Source organism: Haladaptatus sp. AB643, assembly GCF_024136975.1.
Classification (GTDB): Archaea; Halobacteriota; Halobacteria; order Halobacteriales; family Haladaptataceae; genus Haladaptatus.
This window is the reverse complement of sequence record NZ_JAMYJW010000014.1, coordinates 1-23,974: the sequence shown is the minus strand read 5'-3', so window position 1 is coordinate 23,974 and position 23,974 is coordinate 1. Positions and strand designations below refer to the sequence as shown.

At 62.1% G+C, this 23,974-nt stretch carries 27 protein-coding genes; 22 read left to right on the top strand and 5 right to left on the bottom strand.

The window, feature by feature from the left end:
- Positions 1-244: 244 nt before the first annotated feature.
- The 7 genes from ilvB to NKF25_RS21145 are packed head-to-tail and all read left to right on the top strand — an operon-like array spanning position 245 to position 7,077.
- Complete coding sequence (gene ilvB, locus NKF25_RS21175; protein ID WP_253228628.1) at positions 245-2,071, top strand: biosynthetic-type acetolactate synthase large subunit; 1,827 nt, start codon at positions 245-247, stop codon at positions 2,069-2,071.
- On the top strand, positions 2,068-2,775 hold the full coding sequence (gene ilvN / locus NKF25_RS21170) for an acetolactate synthase small subunit (RefSeq protein WP_253228627.1): 708 nt from the start codon (positions 2,068-2,070) through the stop codon (positions 2,773-2,775). The genes ilvB and ilvN overlap by 4 nt, the downstream gene beginning before the upstream one ends.
- Positions 2,776-2,786: 11 nt before the next feature.
- Positions 2,787-3,848: a ketol-acid reductoisomerase gene (gene ilvC, locus NKF25_RS21165; RefSeq protein ID WP_253228626.1), complete on the top strand. Its 1,062-nt coding sequence runs from the start codon at positions 2,787-2,789 to the stop codon at positions 3,846-3,848.
- On the top strand, positions 3,841-4,086 hold the full coding sequence (locus NKF25_RS21160; protein ID WP_253228625.1) for a hypothetical protein: 246 nt from the start codon (positions 3,841-3,843) through the stop codon (positions 4,084-4,086). The genes ilvC and NKF25_RS21160 overlap by 8 nt, the downstream gene beginning before the upstream one ends.
- Positions 4,083-5,504 (top strand): 3-isopropylmalate dehydratase large subunit, encoded by a 1,422-nt coding sequence (leuC, locus tag NKF25_RS21155; RefSeq protein WP_253228624.1) that lies wholly within the window; start codon positions 4,083-4,085, stop codon positions 5,502-5,504. The genes NKF25_RS21160 and leuC overlap by 4 nt, the downstream gene beginning before the upstream one ends.
- Positions 5,501-6,100 carry a 3-isopropylmalate dehydratase small subunit gene (leuD, locus tag NKF25_RS21150; protein ID WP_253228623.1) on the top strand — a complete coding sequence of 200 codons (600 nt, stop codon included), beginning with the start codon at positions 5,501-5,503 and terminating at the stop codon, positions 6,098-6,100. Before leuC ends, leuD begins: the two co-directional genes overlap by 4 nt.
- Positions 6,097-7,077 (top strand): isocitrate/isopropylmalate family dehydrogenase, encoded by a 981-nt coding sequence (locus NKF25_RS21145; RefSeq protein WP_253228622.1) that lies wholly within the window; start codon positions 6,097-6,099, stop codon positions 7,075-7,077. The genes leuD and NKF25_RS21145 overlap by 4 nt, the downstream gene beginning before the upstream one ends.
- A 57-nt stretch (positions 7,078-7,134) precedes the next feature.
- On the opposite strand, the gene NKF25_RS21140 is transcribed toward NKF25_RS21145, so the two are convergent.
- On the bottom strand, positions 7,135-7,371 hold the full coding sequence (locus tag NKF25_RS21140) for a hypothetical protein (protein WP_253228621.1): 237 nt from the start codon (positions 7,369-7,371) through the stop codon (positions 7,135-7,137).
- A gap of 133 nt (positions 7,372-7,504) precedes the next feature.
- Between NKF25_RS21140 and NKF25_RS21135 the strand changes: the two genes are divergently transcribed.
- From NKF25_RS21135 to NKF25_RS21110, 6 genes are all read left to right on the top strand, one after another.
- Positions 7,505-7,960, top strand: a complete 456-nt coding sequence (locus NKF25_RS21135; protein ID WP_253228620.1) for a hypothetical protein — start codon at positions 7,505-7,507, stop codon at positions 7,958-7,960.
- Between the two features lie 76 nt (positions 7,961-8,036).
- A complete protein-coding gene (locus NKF25_RS21130) occupies positions 8,037-8,633 on the top strand; it encodes a CoA pyrophosphatase (protein WP_253228619.1) in 597 nt (198 codons plus the stop codon).
- 213 nt (positions 8,634-8,846) lie between these two features.
- Positions 8,847-9,413 carry a helix-turn-helix domain-containing protein gene (locus tag NKF25_RS21125; RefSeq protein WP_253228618.1) on the top strand — a complete coding sequence of 189 codons (567 nt, stop codon included), beginning with the start codon at positions 8,847-8,849 and terminating at the stop codon, positions 9,411-9,413.
- Positions 9,414-9,482: 69 nt separating this feature from the next.
- A complete protein-coding gene (locus NKF25_RS21120; protein ID WP_253228617.1) occupies positions 9,483-9,881 on the top strand; it encodes a hypothetical protein in 399 nt (132 codons plus the stop codon).
- A gap of 125 nt (positions 9,882-10,006) precedes the next feature.
- On the top strand, positions 10,007-11,137 hold the full coding sequence (locus NKF25_RS21115) for an FAD-dependent oxidoreductase (protein WP_253228616.1): 1,131 nt from the start codon (positions 10,007-10,009) through the stop codon (positions 11,135-11,137).
- A gap of 88 nt (positions 11,138-11,225) precedes the next feature.
- Complete coding sequence (locus NKF25_RS21110; protein WP_253228615.1) at positions 11,226-11,894, top strand: dihydrofolate reductase family protein; 669 nt, start codon at positions 11,226-11,228, stop codon at positions 11,892-11,894.
- An 11-nt stretch (positions 11,895-11,905) separates the two neighbouring features.
- Here the strand turns inward: NKF25_RS21110 and solA are convergent, their stop codons facing one another.
- Positions 11,906-13,096, bottom strand: coding sequence for an N-methyl-L-tryptophan oxidase (solA, locus tag NKF25_RS21105; RefSeq protein ID WP_253228614.1), 1,191 nt, complete (start codon positions 13,094-13,096; stop codon positions 11,906-11,908).
- Between the two features lie 42 nt (positions 13,097-13,138).
- Here solA and NKF25_RS21100 point away from each other — a divergent pair, with 42 nt between their 5' ends.
- The 4 genes from NKF25_RS21100 (at position 13,139) to NKF25_RS21085 (ending at position 16,458) form a co-directional block, all read left to right on the top strand.
- A complete protein-coding gene (locus NKF25_RS21100; protein ID WP_253228613.1) occupies positions 13,139-14,341 on the top strand; it encodes a PQQ-binding-like beta-propeller repeat protein in 1,203 nt (400 codons plus the stop codon).
- A gap of 334 nt (positions 14,342-14,675) precedes the next feature.
- Positions 14,676-15,287 carry a hypothetical protein gene (locus NKF25_RS21095; protein WP_253228612.1) on the top strand — a complete coding sequence of 204 codons (612 nt, stop codon included), beginning with the start codon at positions 14,676-14,678 and terminating at the stop codon, positions 15,285-15,287.
- A gap of 59 nt (positions 15,288-15,346) precedes the next feature.
- Entirely contained in the window at positions 15,347-15,718 is a 372-nt protein-coding gene (locus NKF25_RS21090) for a hypothetical protein (RefSeq protein WP_253228611.1), read from the top strand.
- A gap of 26 nt (positions 15,719-15,744) precedes the next feature.
- On the top strand, positions 15,745-16,458 hold the full coding sequence (locus NKF25_RS21085) for a DICT sensory domain-containing protein (RefSeq protein ID WP_253228610.1): 714 nt from the start codon (positions 15,745-15,747) through the stop codon (positions 16,456-16,458).
- A gap of 6 nt (positions 16,459-16,464) precedes the next feature.
- Here NKF25_RS21085 and NKF25_RS21080 read toward each other — a convergent pair whose 3' ends face one another.
- From NKF25_RS21080 to NKF25_RS24505, 3 genes are read right to left on the bottom strand one after another with little or no spacing between them, the layout of a single operon-like run.
- The gene (locus NKF25_RS21080; RefSeq protein WP_253228609.1) at positions 16,465-16,809 is read right to left on the bottom strand and encodes a hypothetical protein; all 345 of its coding nucleotides are present in this window, start codon (positions 16,807-16,809) and stop codon (positions 16,465-16,467) included.
- Positions 16,810-16,814: 5 nt separating this feature from the next.
- A complete protein-coding gene (locus NKF25_RS21075; protein ID WP_253228608.1) occupies positions 16,815-17,306 on the bottom strand; it encodes a hypothetical protein in 492 nt (163 codons plus the stop codon).
- Positions 17,303-18,571, bottom strand: a complete 1,269-nt coding sequence (locus tag NKF25_RS24505) for a PQQ-binding-like beta-propeller repeat protein (protein ID WP_253228607.1) — start codon at positions 18,569-18,571, stop codon at positions 17,303-17,305. Before NKF25_RS24505 ends, NKF25_RS21075 begins: the two co-directional genes overlap by 4 nt.
- 105 nt (positions 18,572-18,676) lie before the next feature.
- Here NKF25_RS24505 and NKF25_RS21065 point away from each other — a divergent pair, with 105 nt between their 5' ends.
- The 5 genes from NKF25_RS21065 to NKF25_RS21045 all read left to right on the top strand — a co-directional run.
- Positions 18,677-19,432 carry a hypothetical protein gene (locus tag NKF25_RS21065; protein WP_253228606.1) on the top strand — a complete coding sequence of 252 codons (756 nt, stop codon included), beginning with the start codon at positions 18,677-18,679 and terminating at the stop codon, positions 19,430-19,432.
- Between the two features lie 518 nt (positions 19,433-19,950).
- On the top strand, positions 19,951-21,573 hold the full coding sequence (locus NKF25_RS21060) for an ABC transporter substrate-binding protein (RefSeq protein WP_253228605.1): 1,623 nt from the start codon (positions 19,951-19,953) through the stop codon (positions 21,571-21,573).
- Positions 21,574-21,612: 39 nt separating this feature from the next.
- The gene (locus NKF25_RS21055) at positions 21,613-22,611 is read left to right on the top strand and encodes an ABC transporter permease (RefSeq protein WP_253228604.1); all 999 of its coding nucleotides are present in this window, start codon (positions 21,613-21,615) and stop codon (positions 22,609-22,611) included.
- 1 nt (position 22,612) lies between these two features.
- Entirely contained in the window at positions 22,613-23,596 is a 984-nt protein-coding gene (locus tag NKF25_RS21050; protein ID WP_066138443.1) for an ABC transporter permease, read from the top strand.
- Between the two features lie 11 nt (positions 23,597-23,607).
- On the top strand, positions 23,608-23,974 hold a 367-nt coding region (locus tag NKF25_RS21045; protein ID WP_253228603.1), incomplete at its 3' end, for an ATP-binding cassette domain-containing protein.

Genomic DNA, 23,974 nt, shown 5'->3' with positions numbered 1-23,974 from the left:
ACCCACGGTTCAGCGGTGTCGAGCGTTGCGGCCGCGGAGCGCGTGCTCATTATTGTAGGGGTCTAGCTACCCCTCATCTATTCTTCACCCCGAATTCGAACGAATCGCAACCCAACAGCACGACGCATAGGTCCAAACCGATGACAGGCACACGACAGCAAACCGGCACGTATCGACCGACGAACGACTATCGACCGACGGCCCACCAGCCGTCGGCCGACACGCGAACAGAGGTGACGAAGGCGTGAGCGAGCACACGGCACAACCCGTCTCCCGTGAGGGGGACGAGGACCCGGAAACGGGTGTCACGGACTCGGCCGCCCCGAAAACCGACGACTCGGCCGCCGATGACGGATCGACCGAGCCCGCGCGAGTGACTGGCGCTCACGCGGTCGTCTCGACGCTCGAATCGGCCGGTGTCGAGGCAATGTTCGGCGTGCAAGGCGGGGCCATCATGCCCGTCTACGACGCGCTGTACGACTCTGACATCCATCACGTGACGATGGCTCACGAGCAGGGTGCGGCCCACGCCGCAGATGCTTACGGCGTCGTCACCGGCGAACCGGGCGTCTGTCTGGCGACCTCGGGACCGGGTGCGACGAACCTCGTCACCGGCATCGCGGACGCGAACATGGATTCGGACGCGATGGTCGCGCTGACGGGACAGGTCCCGTCCGAACTGGTCGGCTCCGACGCGTTCCAGGAGACCGATACCACGGGCGTGACGGCCCCCATCACGAAACACAACTACTTCGCGGACGAGTCGGACGCCATCGGCGACATGGTCGGCGAGGCGTTCGCGCTGGCCGAAACCGGCAGACCCGGCCCGACGCTCGTGGACCTGCCGAAGGACGCGACGATGGGCGAGACCGAGAACGAACCGGGGAAGACCGAAATCCCTTCGACCTGCTCGCCGCAGATGGAGGCCGACGCGGCAAACGTCGAAGCCGCCGCGCAAGCCATCGAGAACGCGGAAAAACCGCTGTTGCTGTTCGGCGGCGGCGTCGTCAAAGGGAACGCCTGCGAGGAAGCGCGAAACTTCGCCACCGACCACGGGATTCCCGTGGTGACGACGATGCCAGCCATCGGCTCGATGCCCGAAGACCACGACCTCTGTCTCTCGTGGGCGGGCATGCACGGAACCGGCTACGCCAACATGGCCGTCACGCATTGTGACGTGCTGATAGCCGTCGGCTGCCGATTCGACGACCGACTGACCGGTGGTATCGACACGTTCGCCCCGGAAGCAGAGGTCGTCCACATCGACATCGACCCGGCCGAGATTTCGAAGAACGTCCACGCGGATTACCCGCTCATCGGCGACGCGGGGACCGTCATCGAACAGGTCGATGCGGCGTTCTCGACGGACGGGGACGAAGACCGAGACGACTGGACGGCATGGCGCGAGCGGTGTCGAACGTGGCGGGACGAGTTCCCACTGACCTACGACACGCCCGAGGACGAACCGCTGAAGCCGCAGTTCGTCGTGGAGGCGCTGGACGAGGCCACCGACGACGACGCCGTCGTCACGACCGGCGTCGGCCAGCACCAGATGTGGGCCGCCCAGTTCTGGACGTATCGAAGCCCGCGCACGTGGGTGTCCAGTCACGGACTGGGAACGATGGGCTACGGACTGCCTGCGGCAGTCGGCGCACGTTTCGGAGCGGACGACGACCAGCAGGTCGTCTGCATCGACGGCGACGGTTCCTTCCAGATGACGATGCAGGAACTCTCCGTGGCCGTGCGCGAGAACCTCGACATCACCGTGGCCATCCTGAACAACGAGTATATCGGGATGGTCCGCCAGTGGCAGGACGCCTTCTTCGAGGGTCGGCGGATGGCCGCCGACTACGACTGGTGTCCCGAATTCGACAAACTGGCCGAGGCGTTCGGCGCGAAGGGGTTCGCCGTGGACTGTTACGACGAAGTGGCCGACACCATCGAGGAGGCGCTGGCCTACGACGGCCCGTCGGTCATCGATTTCCACGTGGATCCCGCAGAAAACGTCTATCCGATGGTGCCGAGCGGCGGTGCCAACGGAAAGTTCGCCCTCTCGGAGGACCAACTATGAGCGGCGAAGAATCGACGGACGACGCCCCGTCTCAAACCTCATCCGCGGGCATGCCCGGCACGGCTCCCGACGAGCGACCACATCCCGAGGGTCGCCGGAACGAGCAGGGCATCCGCATCGACCCGGAGGCGGAGGCCGAACCGCAACGGCGAACCGCCGTGGTTTCCGCGCTGGTCGAACACGAACCGGGCGTCCTCTCGCGCGTCTCCGGGTTGTTCTCCCGGCGACGGTTCAACATCGAGAGTCTGACGGTCGGGAAGACGACCGTGGACGGCCACGCCCGTATCACGCTCGTGGTCGAGGAGACCGAATCCGGTATCGACCAAGTCGAAAAACAGTTGGCGAAACTCAAGCCGGTCATTCAGGTGGGCGAGGTCGATGACCCCGCCGTGCGCGCCGAACTGGTGCTGTTGAAAGTTCGGGGCAACAAGCCGGACGAGGTCCACGCCATCACGCAGATGTACGAGGGCCAGACGCTGGACGCCGGGCCGCGAACCATCACGGTTCAGATCACCGGCGACCAGCAGAAGATCGACGACGCGGTGGACGCCTTCCGCCAGTTCGGCATCATCGAGATCGCACGGACCGGCCAGACCGCCTTGGCGCGCGGCGACACGCCGACGACGCCGGGCGAGGAACCGGGTCATTCGACCCAACCACCCGAGGACCCGCATAGCGCGACGAACGACGAAGCAGACAACTGAGGAATACGACAATGACGAACCAATACGACGCAACGATCTACTACGACGAAGACGCGGACGACAGCTATCTGAACGACAAGACGGTGGCCGTACTCGGGTACGGCAGTCAGGGCCACGCCCACGCACAGAACCTCGCTGACAGCGGGGTGGACGTGGTGGTCGGCCTGCGAGAGGGTTCGTCCTCGCGCAAGGCCGCGGAAGCCGACGGCCTGCGCGTTGCGACGCCGAAAGAGGCGGCCAGTGAAGCACAGGTCGTCTCGGTGCTCGTGCCGGACACCGTTCAACCGGCCGTGTACGCCGACATCGAATCCGAACTGGAACCCGGCGACACGCTCCAGTTCGCCCATGGGTTCAACATCCACTACGGCCAGATCGAACCGTCGGAGGACGTGGACGTGACGATGATCGCCCCGAAATCGCCGGGCCACCTCGTCCGCCGGAACTACGAGGCCGACGAGGGAACGCCGGGACTGCTCGCCATCTATCAGGATGCGAGCGGCGAGGCGAAGGAGGAGGCGCTCGCCTACGGGAAAGCCATCGGTTGTACCCGCGCAGGCGTGGTCGAGACCTCGTTCCAGGAGGAGACGGAAACCGACCTGTTCGGCGAACAGGCCGTCCTCTGTGGCGGCGTGACGGAACTCATCAAAGCCGGGTACGAGACGCTCGTCGATGCGGGCTACTCGCCCGAGATGGCGTACTTCGAGTGCCTGAACGAGATGAAACTCATCGTGGACCTGATGTACGAGGGCGGCCTCGGCGAGATGTGGGATTCGGTCTCCGACACCGCCGAATACGGTGGCCTGACGCGCGGTGAGGTCGTCGTCGACGACCACGCCCGTGAGAACATGGAGACGGTCCTCCAGCAGGTACAAGACGGCGAGTTCGCTCGCCAGTGGATCGTCGAGAATCAGGCCGGGCGGCCGTCGTACCGTCAGAAGCGGAAGGCCGAGAAGAACCACGAAATCGAGGAGGTCGGGGACCGTCTCCGCCAACTGTTCTCGTGGTCGGAAACGGAAGACGAGGAATCAGAATCCGAGGAAGGAGAACAAGAGCGAGTGACAGCAGATGACTGAGGAAAACCGGAACGGACGGACGGAAACGATGGCGGACGTGAACCACGTCCATCCCCACGCCGACCGCGGCGCGATGACACAGCTGTTCAGCCGTGGACAGGTCGCCACCGATGGCGGGGACGACGAGGAATCGACGATGAAGACGATGGCCGAAATATCGCACGAGCCGCCGACGGGTGCCGCTGACTCGGTGGGCGTTTTCGAGCGCGGCCACGAATATCGGGTACAGTACCGATGAGTGAGGGAACGCTCTACGACGAGGTGTGGGATCGCCACACGGTAACGGAACTGCCGACCGGACAGACCCAACTGTTCGTCGGTCTGCATCTCGTCCACGAAGTGACGAGTCCGCAGGCGTTCGGCATGCTGGAGGAGCGCGACATGGAGGTCGCGTATCCCGAGAACACCCACGCGACGGTGGACCACATCGTCCCGACGGCCGACCAGTCGCGTCCGTACGCCGACGAGGCAGCGGAAGAGATGATGTCGGAGTTGGAGGAGAACGTGCAGGGAGCGGGTATCGAGTTCTCGCACCCGAAATCGGGCGACCAAGGAATCGTTCACGTCATCGGTCCGGAGCAGGGACTGACTCAGCCCGGCATGACCATCGTCTGTGGCGACAGCCACACCGCGACGCACGGCGCGTTCGGCGCGCTGGCGTTCGGTATCGGTACGAGCCAGATTCGTGACGTGCTGGCGACCGGAACCATCGCGATGGAGAAACAGAAGGTCCGAAAGATCGAGGTCACGGGCGAACTCGGGCCCGGCGTCTCGGCGAAGGACATCGTCCTCGAAATCATCCGCCAACTCGGCACCGACGGCGGCGTCGGCTACGTGTACGAGTACGCGGGCGAGGCAATCGAAAATCTGGACATGGAAGGCCGGATGAGCATCTGCAACATGTCCATTGAGGGCGGCGCTCGCGCGGGCTACGTCAACCCCGACGAGACCACCTACGAGTACCTGCGGGAAACGGACGCATTCGCGGATAATCCTGAAAAATTCGAGGAACTCAAATCCTACTGGGAGTCCGTGCGCTCCGACGAGGATGCCGAGTACGACGACGTGGTCGTCATCGACGGCGACGAACTCGAACCGATGGTGACGTGGGGTACGACGCCCGGACAGGGCGTCGGCATCACGGAACCGATTCCCGCACCAGAAGACCTGCCCGAGGAGAAGCGGGAGACGGCGCGACAGTCACAGGAACACATGCGCGTCGAACCCGGCGATACGATGGCGGGCTACGACATCGACGTGGCGTTCGTCGGATCCTGTACCAACGCCAGACTGCCCGACCTGCGCCGCGCGGCGCAAGTCGTCGAGGGACGCGAAGTCCACGACGACGTACGGGCGATGGTCGTCCCCGGCAGCCAGCGTGTGAAGGCCGCCGCCGAGGCGGAAGGGTTGGACGAAATCTTCCGCGAGGCCGGTTTCGACTGGCGTCAGGCCGGGTGTTCGATGTGTCTGGGTATGAACGACGACCAACTCGACGGCGACGAGGCCAGCGCGTCCTCCTCGAATCGTAACTTCGTTGGACGACAGGGCAGTCCGGACGGCCGGACGGTGTTGATGAGTCCCGAGATGGTCGCGGCCGCCGCGATTCGCGGCGAAGTGACCGACGTACGCGAACTGTCGGAGGTGGTGAGCGCATGACCGAAGAGATCACCTACGAATCCGGAACCGGCATCGCGGTGCGCGGCAACGACATCGACACCGACCAGATCATCCCGGCGCGGTTCATGAAGGTCGTCACCTTCGACGGCCTGGGACAGTTCGCGTTCTTCGACCAGCGGTTCGATTCCGACGACAACCCGCAACCGCACCCGTTCAACGAGGACGATCACGAGGGCGCGTCGATACTGGTCGTCAACGGTAACTTCGGCTGTGGTTCCTCGCGCGAGCACGCGCCGCAGGCGCTCGCTCGCTGGGGAATCGACGCCATCGTCGGCGAGAGCTTCGCCGAGATTTTCGCCGGGAACTGCCTCGCGCTGGGCATCCCGACCGTCACGGCTGACGCCGAGACCGTGGAGGCGTTGCAGGACTTCGTCGAGGAGAACCCAGACGCCGAAATCGAGGTCGACGTGGCGGAGGAAACCGTACGCTACGACGGCCGAACCGTCGAGGCGAACGTTGACGACGCCCAGCGACAGGCGCTCGTGGAGGGCGTCTGGGACACGACGGCGCTGATGAAGTCGAACGAAGCGGAAATCGAGAAAACGGCCGAGAGCCTCCCTTACGTCGAACAATGAGCGAACAAATCGCTGTCATCCCCGGTGACGGAATCGGACAGGAAGTAGTACCAGCGGCACGGCGAGTCCTCGAAGCCGTCGGACCGGAGTTCGAGTTCGTGGAAGGCGACGCGGGCGACGCCGTGAAGGCGGAAACCGGCGAAGCGTTGCCGGAGGAAACCCGAAGTCTCGTGTCGGAATCCGACGCGACGCTGTTCGGCGCGGCGGGCGAGACGGCGGCGGAGGTCATCTTGCCGCTTCGCGGCGTCGTGGACTCGTTCGTCAACGTGCGCCCCGCGAGGGCGTATCCGGGAACGGAAGCGCTCCGACCCGAGACCGACCTCGTCTTCCTCCGCGAGAACACGGAGGGCGTCTACGCGGGCCACGAGTCGAACCTGAGCGACGACGTGACGACACTGACCCGCGTCGTCACCGAATCCGCGTCCGAGCGACTCGCCGAATTCGCCTGCGAGTACGTCGAGGGACGCGACGACGAGGAGTTCACCATCGCCCACAAGGCGAACGTGATGCGCGAGACCGACGGCCTGTTCCGCGACACGGTGGACCGCGTGGCGGACGGCGAGGGCGTTTCACACGACGAGATGCTGATGGACGCGCTGGCGACTCACCTCTGTTTGCACCCCGACGAGTTCGGCGTCATCGTCTGCCCGAACCTCGCGGGCGACGTGCTGTCGGACCTCGCCGCCGGATTAGTCGGCGGATTGGGACTGCTCCCCTCGGCCAACATCGGGCCGGACAACGCGCTGTTCGAACCCGTCCACGGCACCGCGCCGGACATCGCGGGCGAGGGCGTGGCGAACCCGTCGGCAACCATCCTCTCGGCCGCGATGCTGCTGGAGCATCTGGGGTACGACGAGGAGGGCGCGGCGGTTCGTGAGGCGGTCGAATCCGTGCTGTCGGACGGGCCGCGAACGCCCGACCTCGGCGGCGACGGGACCACCGCGGACGTCACCGAGGCAGTGCTGTCTCGGATGTAGCTTCTCTACTGTTCGTTCGATCGCTCTTTTTGTTCGTTCGATCGTTGTTTTCGCGGGTCAGAAGGAAAACATCGACATGACGATCATCCCCGCGCCGGTCGTACCGAGTATTCCGAAACAAAGTCGCGTGAGTGCCACCCGCCAACCCGCAGGTTCGACCTCATCGACCGGGTTCGTACTGCCGATGGAGTCGGATTGCTCGTCGGGCGTCGACAGTTGGTACCCGTATCTAACGCCGAGGGCACCGAGGGCGAGCACACCGAGTCCGGTGAGCATCATGCTGAGGGAGACCATATTCAGTCCATATTTCCATTTCAATAAATGCTTTCTGTTCTGAACGAAGGTCGACCGGGTTCATCGTTCCCGGTGCCGGAAAGTGAACACTAATATCGGTGGCCCGATGCTTCCCGGTAACGAGTGAGACGAAATGAGTGAGACGAAAGACGAACTCGCGGGCGTGGTGGACCTGTTCGGGGCACTGACACGTGCGGAACTGGCCGAGGCGCTCGCCGAGTTGGCGTTCAAGCAGGGAAAAGAGGTGGACGAATCGGCGTTCGAGTCGGTCATCGAGGACGGCGTGCGGGACTTCTATCTCGTGGAAGCACGCGCCGATACCGACACCGGCGAAACGGTTCTTGTGCCCGGTCCGGTGGCGTTCCCGGCGTTGCCCGACAACGCGGAGGACCTGCCGCATATCATGGACGTCCCGGAGCGGACCACGGACCGCGAGGGGTTGGGCGAACGCGTGAAGGAGCGACTCGCCGCGGAGGCCGAAACGGCCGACGAGGAGCGGGCGCAGTACCTCGTGGACGTGAGCTACGACCTCGAAGCGTGGGCACCCGTGGAGGCGGGCAACGTGCGTGACAGACTGGACGAGTCATGAGGTCGAACGATTGCGCTCCGAGAACGAGTCGCACGCCGACCGGGCAAATTAAGGCCGGACGGACCGACGAAAACACATGAACCTCGGTCGGGTGGCCGACCACGAACCACGGTTGGTCACGGACGAGCAACGCGAGGCGGCCGTCCTCGTGCCGATTATCGACCGCGACGATGGTCCCGCCCTCCTCTTCACCAAGCGCGCGGACCACCTCGGCGAACATCCGGGACAGATGAGTTTCGTCGGCGGGGGACACGAACCGGGCGACGACGACCTCTGGGAGACCGCACTCCGGGAAGCACACGAGGAAATCGGACTTCGACCCGAGGAAGTCGAGCACGTCGGGCGACTGGACGACATCCGGACGATAACGGGCTACTCCATCAGCCCGTTCGTCGTCAGAATCCCGGACCGCGAGTACGACCCCGACGAGCGCGAGGTAGCGGAAATCGCCATCCTCCCGGTGTCGGAACTGACGAACTTCGACAACTACGAGAACGAACACCGCGACCACCCCCACTACGGCGAGGTGGTAATCCACTACTTCCACGTCGATGGCTTCACCGTCTGGGGCGCGACGGGACGGATGCTGGTGCAACTGCTGGAACTGGCGACGGATTGGTGCGCGCCGGAGAAAATCGACCGGTTCGTCGACACCGACCCGGATTTGAGTTGACAGTCGGCTTTCAGAGAGTCGAATCCCAGAACTCGGATAAACTGATCGGCAACTCTCGTCCGTGTTTTGTCTCTTGGTCGGGTAGGTTGTCCCCGTGTTGAGTACAGGGTGTATCCAGGCTATGAGACTCGTCGCCAGTAGCGGTTGTACAGTGATGGAAGTATCCATCCAAAGCATCCATATTTTTATGGCAATTAACCAACCATCTTGGATATGGATTGGCTGCCCGCCCGCGATGTGGATGGGACACAACGTGGTGATCCACGTCTCATCGGCCTTGACGACGAGAATATCGACGAAGCACTCGACGCGATCTCTTCGGCCACTGCTCGCACACTACTCACGGAGATTTACAGCGATCCGGTAACTCCTAGTGACCTGCGCGACCGTACTGACAACTCGCTGCAAACGATTTCGTATCATTTGGGGAAGCTTGAGAACGCAGGTCTCGTTCGCGTCGCAGATACTCGGTACTCGGATCAAGGGCGAGAGATGGCGGTGTACGCGGCACCCGACGATCCGGTCGTGCTTTTCGTCGGCACCGAAAACCGGAAAAACGGCCTGCGTGATCTGTTCGCGCGCGTATTTGGTGCTGGGATACTACTCCTTGGCGCGACTATCTACGTCCTCTACCGGACGTTCGAGTACAGCAGCGGGCCACCCGGGAGCGATCCGACATCTCACGGCCTCCTCGATATCTCGTTCATCACGTTCTTCACAGGCGGATTCTTCGTTCTTGTGCTCGTGCTCTGCTGGGGGATCTGGGCGCGACTCCGCTAGTTCGTTTCGGGCTTAAAATTCGTTTTACGTCTCCCAGAAGTATTTCCTTCCAACTCGCCGAAAGAACATATGAGTACTTGGCCGTCCGACCGCACTACGCATCTACTCGAAACACTCCTCGCGCTCGCCACCCTCGTTAGCACTGACCTGTCCCTGGACTACAACCCGTGGTATCCGGAATGGATACATACCGGACCACTCACACTGCCGCCAAGCGCCATTGCACCGATGATACTCTCGATAGCCATACTTCTATTCAGGGGACGCTCCACCAATCCGCGTGGAATCGGTCGCCGCGCGCTCACGGCGTTCGCGGCCATTACGCTCATACTCTGTCTGTATGCGATCTGGAACCTGAACACTGCCCCTGGTGGGGTTTACTGGGCAGGATTTTTCCCACTTATTACCGGCGTCCTGCTCGCCGTCTCAACGCTGTTGAGATTGATCATCGAACGTATTCGTCAATAATCGATCGGGTATCAATCGGTGCTGGCATTCTCTCCCGTGACTATCAGGGCATACTTTTCGCATCGACCCACCGTCCGGATTGTCGGTATCCATACGTCAAAGTGAACGGCATGCGACCATCTCCCATGTACGACGCAATCGTCGTCGGGGGCGGAATCGTCGGTGCCTCCGTCGCCTACCACCTGGCACGTGAGGACGTGGACACGCTTCTCATCGACCGCCACGACACCGGACGAGCGACGGATGCCGGTGCGGGCATCATCTCTCCAGCGACCAGCAGTCGAACCGCCTCGACCCAGTGGTTCGAGTTCGCACTCGATGCCGCGGCGTACTATCCGGAAATCGTCGAACACCTCGAAAACGAACAGGACGGAGAGACGGGCTACTCCGACTGTCCCCTGCTCTCGGTCGCGGTGGACGAGGACGAAGTACCGGAGTACGACGCGGCATCCGAACGGATTCGGGAGCGACAGGAGAAATACGGCCAGCCAGCACCCGGAACGACGGAGGAAATATCGTCCGCGGAGGCGAAATCGAGATTCCCGGCCCTCGCCGAAACTCGGCGCTGTCGCGCCTACGACGGTGCCGCGCGGGTGGACGCCCGGACGTTCACCGGCGCGCTGCTCCGGGGGGCGAAGAAACACGGACTCACCGTTTTCGGAAAGGACGTGACCGAGATTCACCACGAGGACGGGACCGTCACGGGCGTCGAAACCGCCGACGCGACGACCTACGAGGCACCGGCGGTCGTGATCGCCGGGGGCGCGTGGTCCGACCGATTTTCCGACTCGCTCGGCGTGTCGATCCCAGTAGAACCCCAACGCGGGCAGATCATCCACCTCGATCTGGGCGACACCGACACCTCCTCGTGGCCCATCCTCAGCCCGTATCACAGCCACTACATGGTCCCGTGGTCGGACAACCGCGTCGCCGTCGGCGCGACCCGTGAAGTCGGGTCGGGCTTCGAACCCCACACGACGGCCGAAGGTGTTCACGAGGTGCTCGGCGAAGCGCTTCGCGTCGCGCCCGGACTCGGCGACGCGGCGATCGAGGAGATCCGTGTCGGCCTCCGTCCGCGCTCGGCCGACCAACTGCCCGTTTTGGGGCGAATTCCGACCGTCGAGGGCGTCCACCTGGCGACCGGTCACGGCGCGACCGGACTCCAACTCGGCCCCTACAGCGGAAAACTGGTCGCCGATCAGATCATGGGCGAACCGGTCGATATCGAGGGGTTCAGCGTGGAGCGGTTCGAGTAGCGGGACGAACGACCCCAGTGGCCGGGCCGCACGGCGGCGAGAATTAAGGGGGTTGCCGGCGTCCCGAATGTCCTGGGGGAAATAGACGATGACAAACGGAGGGATTTCCGAGTCGTCGGAAACCGACACTGAGGAAACGAGTGGAAACGTCGTCGCAGAACTGTCCACGTCGTTGGATGGGTTCATCGCCGGGCCGAACGCGGGGATCGACAACCCGCTGGGGGACGGCGGCGAGCGACTCCACGAGTGGGTGTACGAACTGGCGAGTTGGCGCGAGTTACACGGTCTCGACGGCGGGAAAACGGGTATCGACGACGACATCCTCGCCGAATCGTTCGAGAACGTCGGCGCGGTCGTGATGGGAAAACGGATGTTCGATACCGGCGAGGAACCGTGGGGTGACGACCCGCCGTTTCACGTTCCGGTGTTCGTCCTCACGCACGACCATCGAGGAACGGAGGAACGACGGGGTGGCACGACGTTCACTTTCGTCACCGACGGCGTCGGGAGCGCACTCGAACGGGCAAGAGCGGCCGCGGGTACCGACGACGTGTCGGTCGCGGGCGGGGCGAACGTCGTTCAGGGGTTTCTCGGTGCGGACCTTCTGGATGAGATTCGGCTTCACATCGTTCCCGTCCTGCTCGGGGATGGGGTTCGCTTGTTCGACCATCTCGACTTCGAACCGCTCGAACTCGAAAAGACGAGGGTAGTGGATTCGCCCGACGTGACTCACCTGTGGTACCGCGTCGAACGGTGATCGGATCGAAGTCAGAACCGGTCGAGCGAGAATAACTCGATATCGTGGCGACTCTCGCCGTCGATGGCGAGGTCGGCCAGAATCTCGCCGACGACGCTCGACAGTTTGAACCCGTGACCCGAAAATCCCGCGCCCACGACGACCTGCGGGTGGTCCGGAAGCGTGTCGATGATGAAGTGTTCGTCCGGCGAGTTGGTGAACAGACACGTCTCCAAGCGCATCGTCGGTCCGGCCGCCTCGGGGAAGTAGCGCTCCGTGAAATCGCGGAGGACGCGCTCGTCGGCGGGCGTCGGGTCGGCCACGTCGTCCGGGGAGACGTTCTCGTGGAAGTGGTTGTACTTGCCGACCTTGTACCCGGGCACGCCGTACTCCGGGAAGCCGTAGAAGTAGCCCTCCTCGCAACCCATGGTGAAGACCGGGAACGAATCGGGTTGGAACGCCTCGGAGTCGTCGGGGTGGAACCAGCCCAGCACTTGCCGCTCCGGTCTCGCCTCGACCCGCAGCATCGGCAGCAGGTTCGCGGCCCACGCGCCCGCCGTGACGACCATCGTGTCGGCGGTGTAGCTTCCCTCCCTCGTTTCGACGCGGACACCGCCGTCGGCGGTTGGCTCCCAGTCGAGGACGCCCTCCCGGGCGCGAATATCCGCGCCGTGTCGGTGTGCTTCGTTCACGTGCGCGACGACGCACTGTTCGACGTGGAGGAAACCGCCGTCCGGTTCGAAAATCGCGACGAAGTCCTCGGGTAGGTCGTAGCCCGGATATCGTTCGCCCACCTCCTCGGCGGAAAGCCGTTCGTACGCCAATCCGTGTGTCTCACAGGATTCGCGCGCACCGGCGACCTTCTCGCTGCCATCCGGGCCAGCGACGATACAACCGGTCGTGTGGAGGAGTTCCGTGGGATGCGTGGCATCCAACTCGTCCCACAGTTCGTAGGCACGCTCCAGCAGCGGGACGTAGTCCGGGTGTTCGTAGTACGCCTTCCGGATGATCCGCGTCACGCCGTGTGACGACCCCATCGAATGCGGAATATCGTAGCGTTCCAGGCCCAAAACGTTCTCGCCGCGCTTTGCGAGGTGGGCCGCCGTCGCGCTTCCCATGCCGCCGACGCCGACGACGATGGTATCGTATTCGGTCATACTCGTGTCGTGATCGGCGGTGACAATGAACGTGGGTAGTTCGGCGCGGAGGATTTCATCACCCATATTTTCAGAAAACTTATCTAATCCGGCACTAAAACTCCAAAAATGACTTCCAGACGACACGTTCTCGCCGGTGTCGGCGGCGCGCTAACCGCCGGACTCGCCGGATGTCTTGGCGATTCGGGGTCCTCGGGTGGCTCCTCCAACAACGGGACCGCGAAGGACACCGACTGGCCGATGCCGCGATTCGATACGACCAACACCGCCTACAATCCCGAAGCGAAAGCCCCACGTCACGGCGTCCTGGAACGATGGACGTTCGAGGGCGCTTCGGCGACGGGCACGCCCGCCATCGTGGACGGTCGGGTGTTCCTCCCGACTGGGAAGTCGCTCGTCGCGCTCGATTCGAGTAGCGGGGGCGTACTGTGGCAGTTCGACCTCGACCACGGATGGTCCGACGGCCCGGTCGTCCACGATGGACTCGTTTACGTCAACGCGCTCGGCGATCTTCACGCTCTCGACGTGAAGACTGGCGAGAAAGCGTGGTCGCTCACCGATGTCGAGGACATCAACACCTCCCCACACCTCGTCGCAGGTGAGCACGTTTCTCCCTCGAAACTGTTCGTGGGAACAGAGAACGGAAAACTGCTGAAACTCGATCTGAAGACGGGCAGAATTCTCCGACGGACGGACCTGTTCGGCGAGATTACGACGATGGCATACCGGCTTCCCATCCTCTACGTCGGAACGTCCAGTGGTGAAGTGTATGCGCTTTTCGAACGCGGTACCGACCGACCGTTCGGCGAGCAATGGCGACGGAAAGTCGGGGCACAAATCCAGGGGTTGGTACCCACCTCGGAGGGCATTCTCGTCGATACGTTCGGTGGGCCGCTCCGCTGTTTACAAGACGGTGCGCACGCGGGAACGACACGGTGGAAAGTGCCCGCGAAGCAGGCGAACTCGGCACCCGTTTACGGCAATTACACAGTCTTCGCGGCCGGATACGACTCCCTTTCGGCCCACCGGGATTACGACAAGAAGACCAAGTGGCGCTACAACGGGCGGTTCGATCGGGCCGACCCCGTCGCGGCCGGTGACACCCTGTACGTCAGCAGCGGCGATGCAGTCCACGGGTTCGCGCTCGACGGCGGTATCGGCATGGAAGGGTACCGGTACGACGCAAAGCAGTGGTCACACTCGACCTCGTTGGCCGTCGAAGGACTCGCCGTCGCCGACGGTGCCTTGTTCGTGGCCTGCCGCCCTGGAAAGGGAGAATCGACGGCGCTGTACTGTCTGGAATCGGCCTGAACGGTTCCGCGATCAACGGCATCACACTTCGGACCCCGAATCCGATTTCCCGTCGATGAACTTCCGAACCTCGTCCGCGACGCGGCTAAATCTATCCCGGAATGGTGCCGTGGCAGGACGTCGTGGTTGTGCTGACGCTCGAAATCCGTCGTTCACCCCTGCGATTCGGGGCCCCTCTGGATGACGATTCCACCGCAGTCCCCTATTCGACGGTACGCGATATTTTTGTCCTAACGCTCTGAAACGTCCGAATATTGGTGTTTCGACGAATCGATACAGGTATATCCCCGAGGATGATATCGGCTGAAAACGACCGTTCCCCGGTCGTGGTACCGTGACGGAACAGACAGACTACCTCGACGACAGAATCGCGGACGCAATTCTCAACGGCTCGCCCTACGAGCGACTGCGCGTCCGACGGAACAGCCTCTTCGACCAATCAATCCCGACGAAACTCGCCTGGCAGAGCGCCCTGCTGCTCGTGCTGGCCCTCATCGCACCGATAACGCTCAGCTACTCCGACTCGGTTGCGGCGCTGTTTCCGGGTGGTGCTCCACTGACGGCATCGCCGATCATCCTGATGCCGGGTGCGCTCGTCCTCCTCCTCGAACTCGGAGCGGCGGCCGGACACGTCGCCGTCGCCGCGACGATACTCTCCGGCGAGGAGGACCTGAGCACGCGCCGGATGCAACAGCTCCTGAGTGTCGAGGAGATAGCGTCGTTTTATGGCTTGATCGGTGGCACTCTCCTGCTCGTCATCACGTTGGCGGTGTTCCTCCTGGGCTACAACGGCGTGGAGACGATCCACCAGTACACGACGGCGGCCGGACGAAGTCCCTTTGACGCGTCGGGAACCGGCCTGAGCGTATTGGCCGTCTCGGCCACCTCGGTCACGATGAGCGCCGTCCTCTTCGTCACCAGTCGGTTGCTCGCCCGACGACTGTAACACACGTCGGGACCGAAGATTTAGGCATTCCCGAATAGTAGCAGTATCGGGGAGTCGAGATGGGGAATGACTCCGAAGACGTTCTGTACGAAATTTTGTTAGATACGTCGCTGGACGACGACGTGTATCGAGCACTGTCGAGTACGCCTCGACGATATACGCTGTACACGCTCTTGGAGTGGGACCGAATCTCGCTGGACGAACTGGCCGACGTGCTTACGGGGTGGCTGTACGCGAGCGAATATCGGATGGCGACGGCCGAGGACCGCGAACAGTTGCTGGCCGAACTCCGGCGACAACACATCCGTATGCTACGCAAGTCGGGGCTCGTCGACTACGATCCACGTGAAGAACTGCTCGTCAGGTCCGAATTCTCCCCATCGGTCGTCCGGCTACTCCATTGGGCGCTGGCACACGAGTATGAGAATTGAGTGGAGACGAAGGAGTGGAATCACTGATGAACTTCCGGGAAGCCATCGACGCGGTCGAGCGGGAACGAAAGACGCTCGTAGTGTACGGTGGCGACTCGAATACGGACCTCGCGGCGCAGTTCGAGACGAAAAACGTCACGGTGAAGTACAAACGGCTTCGGAGCGTCGGACCGAACGAATTCCTCGTCATCCGGGACGAAGACGGTTTTCAGGGAGCGATCGGGTTGACCGCGCTTCAGGAATTCCTCACCCCGCCGGTTCTCGTCCCGTGGAGCGATGATTTCGATCCGTCCTCGTTCCGCGACCTGCGAACTCTTCTCGATGAAACCCTGTTCACGTCGTTCGACCGACGGCAGATGTTGTCGACCAGCCGCGAAATCGAGGACCGCGCGTGGCGTATCGCCGTCGGTTCCTTACACGTCGGATTTCAGGCGTTCTCGGCATTTCAGGACCAGATGGACCTCTATCGACGACTCGCGTCCGAGACGAATCTGGATATCCACATTTACGGACGGGCGGACTGGCAACCGCCTCGAATTCCCAACACGACGTTTTGTGCGAGAACTTCGGGAGAGATCGGACGGGTGTGGTTCCTCGTCTACGACGGTGGCGGTGACGACGACCAGAAATGCGCGTTGGTCGCCGAGGAACGTGACGACGGTGAATTCTTCGGATTCTGGACGTACAACCCGACGACGGTGGACGAGTTGCTCGACCACCTCGTGGAAACCTACGGTTGACGAAGCTCACTCGTCGGTTGCGATCACCGCTACACGTATCGCGCCGAGGACTCCTAACGGGGCGAAGATAGACACTCCGAGAACCGTCCCGAGCGCGACGTGGAGTTCGGGTCCACCGTACGAGGCGAGCGAGTCGAGCATCGGAACGCTCCCAACCCAGTACTGGAGCGTCCCGATGATTCCCGCAAAGACGACGACCGACAGGGTGTTCCCGGCGATCGAGCCGTAACTCCGCCGAACCGCCGTACCCATCGACCTCCCGCGAACCAGCAACACCGGGACGGCGAACAGTCGGGCCGAGACGAACGCGACGAGGAGTACGCCGACGAGCAGGACGACGAAGCCGAGCATCGTTCCTATCGCGCCGACCGCCCAGACGAGACCGGACAGACAACATTGGAAGACGACGAGCGACGCGACGCTTCGAACGGAGACTGAATCACCATCGAACGGGTCACGAGGGCGGCAACCGCGGTTGCGATCGCTATCTGGGTGACGATCCAGATGGCGGCGACCTCCGCCATGATCGGGAGCCGAAGCCCCAAAATCGCGCCGACCGGTCGGGTAACGAGGGAGGAGTCACCGGGATATAACAGCACGACGAAATGGGCGAGTCCCGTCCGAGCGACGGTGGCGACCTGTGTCGCTACCGGGTCACGGAGTCGGGCGACGTTACAGGCGGCGAGCACGATGCTCGTCACCAGAAACGGCACGGCGAGCGAGGGACGCGAGCGGATGTCCCGTAGGACACCCACGAGCAATCCGAAGGCCGTGATGGAGTCGTCGGGCGGCGAATCGGAACCGACGCGATCGATCTCGGAGCCGCGGATTCGCTTGTCTCGGCTCATCGGGACGCCTCCAATGCGTACAGTTCGAACCCGTCCGTGAAGACGACCATCCCGGCACCGACTGCCGGTGGTGACGGAGCTTTTTCGGTCTCGGATTTCCACCGTTCGTCTCCAGTCTTCGCGTCGAGTGCGAGGAGGGCTCGCGAATCGGGGACGTAGACCGTGTCGCCCGCGACGACGGGCGTTCGTTTGTACTCGCCAACCGACTTCTCCCATCGAGTCGTTCCCGAGCGTGGGTCAAGCGCGAGGAGGTGGTCCTCGTCGTCCCGTGTGATCTGGACGTACACCGTCTCGTCGGTGACGGTCGGTGTTCCCTGTATCCTCGCGTACTTTCCGTCGCCGGTGAGGTGACGGAGCCACCGACGCTTCCCGGTCTTCCTGTCGAAGGCGATGGCGTAGTCGTCACGCGTCCCGTACACGCCGTGGTCGGCGGCGGTCACGTACCCCCACGTGAGCACCTCTTTGAACGGTTGTCGTCGCCAGCGAACGTCCCCTGTTTCGGCGTCGAGCGCGGTGAATTCGTTGACCCACGTCGCGATGTAGACGACGCCGTCGTAGACGGAAACTCGTGAGGACAGGCCGTCAGACCGATAGCGCCACCGTTCCCGTCCGTCACTCGGGTCGAGCGCGCGCACGCTACTCTCGACACCTGTATCGTGTGGAACGAAGACGTGTCCATCGGCGATGACCGGCGAGACGGCGTCACCACTCGGTAACAACGACTGAATGAACGACGACTTCGGGTTGGGCGTCCGCCAGCGATAGCGGAGGTCACCGCGCGGGCCGGTGCCCGGGTTGACGCCACAAACCCGACGCCCGTCGTTCGAAACGACCGTCTCGTTGCGGTATGAAGTCTCCGTTGCGATGGCTGGCGTCACCCCGAACGGCTGTCGCCGATGGGTTTGCGTCGTTCCGTCCGTCGCATCGACGGTGAGGAAACTCCCGGCCGTGCTGTAGACGGTCCCGTCGTAGATGAGCGGCGTCGGCGAACGTCCTGTCACGTTCGGAAGCTTCCGTTTCCACCGAACCGCGGGTTTCGCTCGGAGCGAGAGGCCGTCCGGTTTGTATGCCGCGCCCGCCGAATCGTAGCCGACGAGCGGCCAATCGTCCGCGGAAACCGGTCGGGAAGCGGCGGGGTACAGCGCGCTACACCCACCGAGGGTGCCAAAAATGGCAGTCGAAGTGAGGCCGAGAAATCGTCGACGGGTGGGCGAGGGAGGTCGCTTTCGGGGAGGGCTGTCGTTTGGAGGGCGGGGATCAGTCACTGTGCGTCAGATTTCTAGGTGAAATAAAAAGTATTTTCATTGTCGACAGGTCCGTTCGGTATATCAGTCCATTTAACCATCTTCACCGGGTTTGGTCGGTAGCGAATGAGCTATCGAGACGCGATCATGGCGGCCAAGTACGCCGGGGGGGCAAACGAACAGGCGACGGCGCTTCATCAGCGACGACTCGAAGCGGTCGTGAACGGGGAAGGCTACTTCGACTTCGACGCGCCACGGGGTATCGTCGTTCACGTCGTCCCGACCGGCGTGTACGACGACGGCTACGCGATCGACCTCGGCGAGCACAGCGTGTTACCCGAGGCCGATCCCATGTGGCCGAAACAGCTTCCCATACTCGGGCGGGACGGTGCGCGCGGTTCGTGGACCGCCGACGGATTCGGGGCAGTCGTCCCGTCGGATGAACGGGACGGCTGTGCCGGGTATGCACATCTCTTCTCGAACGGTGTCGTCGAATCCGTTGCCGCGATTCCGTTCGAGGAATCCCGGACGGAACCGCCACGAATCGACGGACGCGCGCTCGAACTCGACCTGACACGGAGCGTCCGGCGGTACCTTCGCGTGCTCGCGTACCACCAGCGGACGGCCCCGATTTACGTCACGCTCACGATGTACGGCGTCGATGGCTGTCTGCTCGACACCGGTGTGGTCGAGTCGAGCGACGACGCGCGCCCGATTCGAGAGCCGATGCTCGCACCGTTCCCCGTCACGCTCGACAACTTCGATGCCGACGTTCGAACCCAACTCGCGCCCCCCCCTCGACGCACTCTGGCGGGGTGCGGGCTATCCGAAATCACCCTTCTTCGATTCCGGCGTATGGGAGCTTCGGTCGGTGTTCGATGACGATGACTGAACGGCGGCCGTCATCCAACTTTTACGACAGGATTACTCCATCGTATTCCGACGATGGCGATCAGTACCAGTCCGGGATGCTTCCGATTCGTATCCGTCTTCGACGGATCGATTCACCCTCACGCACACCATACAGTGTGGTGTGGAATTCGCATCAACTGTCCGGTCTTTAAATACTCTCGACGGAATGAAATACAATACGATTGATCGTTTTTGCTCAACCTTCTCACTGTGATCGACCGACCGAAATAATATCATAAAATTGCCAATAGGGGTTGGTATCCGGAGTAGTACTCGTGAACTGTTGGCGAGTTGTCGCTCGATTTTAGTTATAATCTTTCCCGAATTTATTTTGAAGCATCACCTCCGTAGGCAATGATTACCGCTTCCGATAGTTCGTTTCAGGCACCCAATAACAATGGTTGGCTCAGTAAAAAATATTCGACAGTTGCTCACATGTCCGCGGACTGCGGACGAGCGGCGACCCCCATCAACAAATCACAAAAAGTATGACGAAAAAAAGCACGATACCCGATTCGATCAAGCGACGACGGCTTCTGCAAGGTCTCGGTGCAACCGGCATCGCGGCGCTGGCTGGATGTTCAGGGAATCAAGATAACTCTGGCGGTGGCGGCAATAATTCGGGCGGCGGAGCCAACACCAGCGGGACGCTGAAACTCGCGCAGGTGAAAAGCCCGCTGGAGTTCGACCCCATCGTCCTCAACGACGTTCCTTCCGCACAGGTATCAGACCGCGTCTTCGAGGGTCTGTACACGTACGACTCCGGAATCAACGTCGTTCCGAAGATGGCGACGGGCAAGCCGGAGGTCAAGAACGGCGGCAAGACGTACATCGTCGAGTACCAGAAGGGGATCAAGTTCCAGAACGGCGACTCATTGACCGCCGAGGACATCGCATACTCCTTCACGGCACCCGTCAAGGAGGAGACCGAGAACGCGTCCACGTTCACGATGATCGACTCGGTTTCGAAGGCGGGCAAACGGAAGGTCAAGTTCGATTTGAAATACCCATACGGGCCGTTCATGAACGTCCTGACGTCCTCCGTCGTCCCGAAGTCGGTTCGGGAGAAGGACAAAAAGAAATTCAACAAGAAGAATCCGATCGGCACCGGACCGTTCAAATTCGATGACTGGCAGGAAGGCAACTACGTCAAGATTTCCCGGTGGGACGACTACTGGGGGAAGCCGAAACCGAACCTCGCAAACGTGAAAATGGTTCCCGTCGAGGAACCGACGACCCGGTTGACGAGCCTTCAAACAGGCGAAAACGACATCATCGAGGAAATCCCGCCGAAGCTCTGGAAACAGGTCCAGAACATGAGCGATACGTCCATCGAGTCGAAGATCGGGATGGGCTACTTCTATCTCGCCTTCAACTGCAAGAACGGGCCGACGACGGACCCGAAGGTACGGGAAGCCATCGACTACTGCTTCGACATGGACCAAGCGGTCTCGAACTTCGTCGAACCGAGCGGGGTCCGACAGTACAGTCCGCTACCGGAACAGATTTCGAAGAAGTGGGGCTTCCCGCTCGACAAGTGGAAGAAGATTCCACACGACAAGAACATCGACAAGGCGAAGGAGTTGCTCAAGAATTCGGACAACGTTCCGGACAACTGGAACGCCAAAATCATCGTTCCCCCGGACGACAAACGCCAACAGTTGGGCGTCACCGTCGCCAACGGACTGAAAGAGGCGGGGTACAACGCCAACGTCCAGCGGCTCGATTGGGGTGCGTTCCTCAACAAGTTCGTCACCGGCAAGACGAGCGACTACAACATGTACACCCTCGGCTGGTCGGGCGGCCCTGACCCCGACGACTTCCTCTATTACTTCTTCACGAAGTCCGCCCACGGGACGAACGACGGGACCTACTACAACAAGGTCAACAAGCAGATCGTCGAGGCGCGGAAGTCGTCTGACCACGCCAAACGGAAGAAGCTGTACACCGAGGCCATCAACAAGGTGCTCCACGACCGGGCACACCTTCCGGCGTACAACCTGAAGAACAGTTTCGGGGTGAAAAACAAGGTGAACGGGTTCGAACCGCATCCGGTGTTGAGCTTCGTCCTCGCGACGCAGTACACCAACGCTTCCATCGGGAAGCAGTAACGCGACACCCCCTTTCGATACGATTCAACGACAATACACATGGGAATCCTTCGCTATACGATTCGACGCTTACTACAGGCCATTCCGGTACTGCTCGGCATCGTGACGATCACGTTCCTTTTGACGAACGCGATTCCGGGCGACCCCGTTCAGATCATGCTCGGACCGTCACCGAGCGCCGAGATGGTAAACCAGATACGCGCGCAGTACGGATTGAACCAGCCGCTTCCGGTGCGATACGTACACTACCTCACCTCCGTCGCACAGGGCAACCTCGGCGAGAGCATCTACTACCGGACTCCGGTCACGACGAAGATCATGCAGCGGCTTCCGGTGACGCTCCTGCTCATGCTGTCGAGCTTCACCTTCGCGCTCGTCGTGGCGATTCCACTCGGTATCATCTCCGCGAAACGGCGCAACAAGCCGACCGACCACGTCACGCGCATCGTTGCGCTCATCGGCGTCAGCACGCCCGACTTCTGGATCGGCCTGATGCTCATCATCGTCTTCGCCTACTACCTCGGTTGGTTCCCGGCAACGGGGCTGGTCGAACCATGGCAGAAACCGAGCGCGGTCGAGGGTGCGTCTACGCAACTCGGCGTCTTTTGGCAGACATTCATGCATCTGTTGCTCCCGGCGATAACGCTCGGCACGCTCCAGATGGCCGCAATCATGCGTATCGAGCGTTCTTCGATGCTCGAAGTGCTCCAGCAGGAGTACGTGAAGCTGGCGCGCGCCTACGGCGTCGCGGAACGAAAGATCGTCCGAAAACACGCGTTTCGGAACGCCCAACTGCCGGTCATCACGGTCGTCGGGTTGCAACTCACCGCCGCGCTCGGCGGGGCGGTGCTGACCGAGACGGTGTTCAACATCAACGGAATGGGACGGCTCATCATCACGGCAATCAACAATCAGGACTACCCGCTGGTCATGGGAACGACGATCTTCTTCGGCCTGACGTTCGTCGTCGGCGTCGTCATTACCGACATTTCCTACGCGTACATCGACCCGCGAGTGAGTTACGACGAGGTGGACTGAAATGGGAACTGGAGAAGCAAATTCGACGGACGTTCGAAACGCCAACGCGACTGACCGAGGGGAAGCGAAAGTCGAGGCCAACGTCGGATGGCGCTATGCGCTCGAACAGGTCCGACGGGACACCACCGCGAGGATCGGCCTCTACATCATCGGGTTCATCGTCGTCCTCGCGGTGTTCGCGTGGATCGACGCGAAGCTGTTCGACTACGCCATCGTGAGCAGCTTCTGGCACAACCCGGTGAACGATCCGACGAACGCCAAGATCCTGCGCCCTCCGGCGATGACGAGCAACACGTTCGGGAAGGGGCTGTGGGAGTACCCGCTCGGGACGGACCACCGCGGACGGGACATCCTCGTTCGACTCGTCTACGGTTCGCGCATCGCCATGCAGGTCGGCATCATCTCGACCGGTTTCGGACTCATCTGCGGGACGATACTCGGCGCGGTCGCAGGCTACCACGGCGGATGGATCGACGACGTACTGATGCGGCTGGCTGAAACGCTGTACGCGATTCCGTTCCTCGTGTTGGTCATCGCGTTCATGGCCGCGTTCGGCCGCGACCTGACCTTCGCGATGATCGGTGTCGGCATCACCACGATTCCCGTCTTCGCCCGCCTCATCCGTTCGCGGGTCGTGAGTGTGCGCGAGGAAGAGTACATCGAAGCGGCGAGAGCGGCGGGAGTGCGCGACCGGAACATCATCCTGCGTCACGTCATCCCGAACAGCTTCGCACCGGTTCTCGTCCAAGCCACGTTGCAGGTCGGCATCAGCATCCTCATCGTCGCTGGCCTCTCGTTCCTCGGGTTCGGGGCACAGCCACCGACGCCCTCGTGGGGCCAGATGTTGAGCCAGTCGCGCGGGTACATGCTACCCGACCCGTGGTTCAGCCTCTGGCCGGGACTGGCCATCCTCGTCACCGTGATGGGGTTCAACCTGCTCGGCGACGGCCTGCGGGACGCACTCGATCCGCGAATCAACAACTGACGGAGACGAAAATGACTGATACACTGTTACACATCGATAACCTGAAGACACAGTTCTTCACCGAGGAAGGCGTCGTCCGTGCGGTGGACGGCATCTCCTTCGACGTAAAGGAGGGCGAAATCGTCGGTCTCGTAGGCGAATCCGGGGCCGGGAAGAGCGTCGCCGCACAGAGCATCCTCCGACTAGTGGAATCGCCGGGCGAAATCGTCGGCGGGGAAGTCCGCTTCCGGGACGAACTGCTGTTCGGCGTCGAGGAGGGACCGGATGGAGAGATGCGGGAACGCGAGGAGATGCTGTCGAACGAAGAGATGCGGAAGCGGATTCGCGGCACCGAAATCGCCATCATCTTCCAGGACCCGATGGAGAGCCTGAATCCCG

What these genes read in the sequence shown, in the direction of transcription:
- leuD (WP_253228623.1), top strand. Translation starts at nt 5,501, where the DNA reads ATGACCGAAGAGATCACCTACGAATCCGGAACCGGCATCGCGGTGCGC.
- NKF25_RS21140 (WP_253228621.1), bottom strand. Translation starts at nt 7,371, where the DNA reads ATGGTCTCCCTCAGCATGATGCTCACCGGACTCGGTGTGCTCGCCCTC.
- NKF25_RS21065 (WP_253228606.1), top strand. Translation starts at nt 18,677, where the DNA reads ATGAGCTATCGAGACGCGATCATGGCGGCCAAGTACGCCGGGGGGGCA.
- NKF25_RS21160 (WP_253228625.1), top strand. Translation starts at nt 3,841, where the DNA reads ATGACTGAGGAAAACCGGAACGGACGGACGGAAACGATGGCGGACGTG.
- leuC (WP_253228624.1), top strand. Translation starts at nt 4,083, where the DNA reads ATGAGTGAGGGAACGCTCTACGACGAGGTGTGGGATCGCCACACGGTA.
- NKF25_RS21125 (WP_253228618.1), top strand. Translation starts at nt 8,847, where the DNA reads ATGGATTGGCTGCCCGCCCGCGATGTGGATGGGACACAACGTGGTGAT.
- NKF25_RS21100 (WP_253228613.1), top strand. Translation starts at nt 13,139, where the DNA reads ATGACTTCCAGACGACACGTTCTCGCCGGTGTCGGCGGCGCGCTAACC.
- NKF25_RS21145 (WP_253228622.1), top strand. Translation starts at nt 6,097, where the DNA reads ATGAGCGAACAAATCGCTGTCATCCCCGGTGACGGAATCGGACAGGAA.
- solA (WP_253228614.1), bottom strand. Translation starts at nt 13,096, where the DNA reads ATGGGTGATGAAATCCTCCGCGCCGAACTACCCACGTTCATTGTCACC.
- NKF25_RS21090 (WP_253228611.1), top strand. Translation starts at nt 15,347, where the DNA reads ATGGGGAATGACTCCGAAGACGTTCTGTACGAAATTTTGTTAGATACG.
- NKF25_RS21120 (WP_253228617.1), top strand. Translation starts at nt 9,483, where the DNA reads ATGAGTACTTGGCCGTCCGACCGCACTACGCATCTACTCGAAACACTC.
- NKF25_RS21130 (WP_253228619.1), top strand. Translation starts at nt 8,037, where the DNA reads ATGAACCTCGGTCGGGTGGCCGACCACGAACCACGGTTGGTCACGGAC.
- ilvN (WP_253228627.1), top strand. Translation starts at nt 2,068, where the DNA reads ATGAGCGGCGAAGAATCGACGGACGACGCCCCGTCTCAAACCTCATCC.
- NKF25_RS21075 (WP_253228608.1), bottom strand. Translation starts at nt 17,306, where the DNA reads ATGAGCCGAGACAAGCGAATCCGCGGCTCCGAGATCGATCGCGTCGGT.
- NKF25_RS21135 (WP_253228620.1), top strand. Translation starts at nt 7,505, where the DNA reads ATGAGTGAGACGAAAGACGAACTCGCGGGCGTGGTGGACCTGTTCGGG.
- NKF25_RS21080 (WP_253228609.1), bottom strand. Translation starts at nt 16,809, where the DNA reads ATGCTCGGCTTCGTCGTCCTGCTCGTCGGCGTACTCCTCGTCGCGTTC.
- NKF25_RS21060 (WP_253228605.1), top strand. Translation starts at nt 19,951, where the DNA reads ATGACGAAAAAAAGCACGATACCCGATTCGATCAAGCGACGACGGCTT.
- NKF25_RS21110 (WP_253228615.1), top strand. Translation starts at nt 11,226, where the DNA reads ATGACAAACGGAGGGATTTCCGAGTCGTCGGAAACCGACACTGAGGAA.
- NKF25_RS21115 (WP_253228616.1), top strand. Translation starts at nt 10,007, where the DNA reads ATGTACGACGCAATCGTCGTCGGGGGCGGAATCGTCGGTGCCTCCGTC.
- NKF25_RS21085 (WP_253228610.1), top strand. Translation starts at nt 15,745, where the DNA reads ATGAACTTCCGGGAAGCCATCGACGCGGTCGAGCGGGAACGAAAGACG.
- ilvC (WP_253228626.1), top strand. Translation starts at nt 2,787, where the DNA reads ATGACGAACCAATACGACGCAACGATCTACTACGACGAAGACGCGGAC.
- NKF25_RS21050 (WP_066138443.1), top strand. Translation starts at nt 22,613, where the DNA reads ATGGGAACTGGAGAAGCAAATTCGACGGACGTTCGAAACGCCAACGCG.
- NKF25_RS21055 (WP_253228604.1), top strand. Translation starts at nt 21,613, where the DNA reads ATGGGAATCCTTCGCTATACGATTCGACGCTTACTACAGGCCATTCCG.